Raw genomic sequence first — 737 nt, forward strand, 5'->3', positions numbered from 1 at the left:
ACCGCGTCCCGGCTCGTTCTTGCCGAGGTCGGGGCGTTCCGGATCGGGGCTGCTGCCGTACTGCGGTCCGTCGGGTGGGTTCTCGCTCACGGTCATCACTCCTCGTAGGGGGACTCGAACAGATTGTGACCGACTGCGTCGCGTCGGGCACTGCGAGTTGTCGGATCGAAACATTGGAATGGGAAGAGAAGTGGGCCCGTCGCCTGGAGGCGACGAGCCCACTCGCGTTGCTTTCCGGGGGATCAGCCGACCTTGACGACCTGCGTTCCACCAGCGAGTTCGTCGTGCTTGCCCTGCTTGGTGGGGCTGGAGTTGATGGTGACCGCGATGACGATGTACGCGATGAACACCAACAGTCCGCCCAGAAGCGGAACGATGTTCAGAAGCAGGAAGGCGTTCCGCTTCGCTGCCTCTGCCTGCGTCGGGTTGCCCCCCGCAGCGCCGAGGGTCCGCAGACCGAGGATCTGCTTGCCGAAGGTCTGACCGCGGCTGGACTCGAGGAACGTGAAGTATGCGAAACCGAGAAGCGCACTGACGAGTCCGAGGATGAACTGCCCGACGAAGCCGTCCCCGGCGATGAAGTACGCGATCAGAGCGATGATGCCGATGATGATTCCGTCGATGAAGCGAGCGGCGAAACGCAGTGCCAGGCTGCCGGGTTGCCCGCCGTTCGGAAGCTGCGAGCCCGACCCGTAGCCGTAGTTGCCGGTCGCCGGAGGTGGCGGGTAGTTGCCGGG

General features: G+C 64.5%; 1 protein-coding gene. It reads right to left on the reverse strand.

The window, feature by feature from the left end:
* Positions 1-242 precede the first annotated feature (242 nt).
* Positions 243-737, reverse strand: a 495-nt coding sequence (locus tag RhoFasB10_RS25735; protein WP_240931474.1) for an RDD family protein, incomplete at its 5' end; no start/stop codon positions are given.

This window comes from Rhodococcus sp. B10 (assembly GCF_011770055.1).
Taxonomy (GTDB): Bacteria; Actinomycetota; Actinomycetes; order Mycobacteriales; family Mycobacteriaceae; genus Rhodococcoides; species Rhodococcoides kyotonensis_B.